Origin of the sequence: Desulfotomaculum copahuensis, assembly GCF_001655685.1 — a bacterium.
Classification (GTDB): domain Bacteria; phylum Bacillota; class Desulfotomaculia; order Desulfotomaculales; family Desulfovirgulaceae; genus Desulfotomaculum_G; species Desulfotomaculum_G copahuensis.
In genome coordinates, this window is sequence record NZ_LYVF01000095.1 from 1 (window position 1) to 1,453 (window position 1,453).

General features: G+C 51.1%; 1 rRNA gene. It reads left to right on the forward strand.

Annotated features, from left to right (window positions below):
- Window positions 1-1,453: ribosomal RNA gene (locus A6M21_RS06830) — 23S ribosomal RNA — on the forward strand; the annotation flags it as partial.

Genomic DNA, 1,453 nt, shown 5'->3' on the forward strand with positions numbered 1-1,453 from the left:
AAATACCGAGTGGGATCCAGAGTACCACAGGATAGGCAACCCGGTGGGAAGACGGGAGGACCATCTCCCAAGGCTAAATACTCCTAAGTGACCGATAGCGCATAGTACCGTGAGGGAAAGGTGAAAAGAACCCCGGGAGGGGAGTGAAAGAGAACCTGAAACCATATGTCCACAAGCAGTGGAAGCGAAAGCGACCACGTACTTTTTGTAGAACGGACCGGCGAGTTATAGATATGCAGCGAGGTTAAGCGAAAGCGGAGCCGAAGCGAAAGCGAGTCTTAAAAGGGCGAAAGTTGCATATCATAGACCCGAAACCGTGCGACCTACCCATGATCAGGGTGAAGCCGGAGTAAGATCTGGTGGAGGCCCGAACCACGTTGACGTTGAAAAGTCATGGGATGAATTGTGGGTAGCGGAGAAATTCCAATCGAGCTCGGAGATAGCTGGTTCTCCCCGAAATAGCTTTAGGGCTAGCCTCAGGGGGAAGGAAATATGGAGGTAGAGCACTGAATGGACTAGGGGCCAAAGAGGTTACCGAACCCTATCAAACTCCGAATGCCATATTGAGACCCTGGGAGTCAGACTACGAGTGATAAGATCCGTGGTCAAAAGGGAAAGAGCCCAGACCGACAGCTAAGGTCCCAAAGAGCATGTTAAGTGGAAAAGGAAGTAGGATTTCCAAGACAACCAGGATGTTGGCTTAGAAGCAGCCATACATTCAAAGAGTGCGTAATAGCTCACTGGTCGAGAAATCCCGCGCCGAAAATAAACGGGGCTAAAACATGCCACCGAAGCTACGGATTCTGAAAAGAATGGTAGGGGAGCGTACTGTACAGGACGAAGGATAAGCGAAAGCGAATCTGGACAGTACAGTAGAGAGAATGCCGGTATAAGTAACGAGAGTAAGGCGAGAAACCTTACCGTCGAAAGCCTAAGGATTCCTGGGGAAGGATAATCCGCCCAGGGTAAGTCGGGACCTAAGCCGAGGCGAAAGCGTAGGCGATGGAGAACCGGTAATAAATCCGGTACCACCGAAATCCGCTAAAAGAGAAGCAAGGACGCAGCGAGATAAGAAAAGCGTGCGGTTGGTAGAGCACGTCCAAGCAGCGACGAAAAGAGCTTTGAGTGAAGTACCAAAGCTCATAAGAGCTGTGATGGGGAGCCGAAAGGCGAAGTTTCGAAGGGGCTGCCAAGAAAAGTTGCTATCGAGGATAAGGTGCCCGTACCACAAACCGACACAGGTAGGCGAGGAGAGAATCCAAAGACGAGCGGGAGAACCCTCATTAAGGAACTCGGCAAAAAGACTCCGTAACTTCGGGAGAAGGAGTGCCGAAAGGCCGCAGAGAAGAGGCCCAAGCGACTGTTTACCAAAAACACAGGTTTCTGCTAAGTCGAAAGACGAAGTATAGGAGCTGACGCCTGCCCGGTGCTGGAAGGTTAAGGGGAAGGGTCA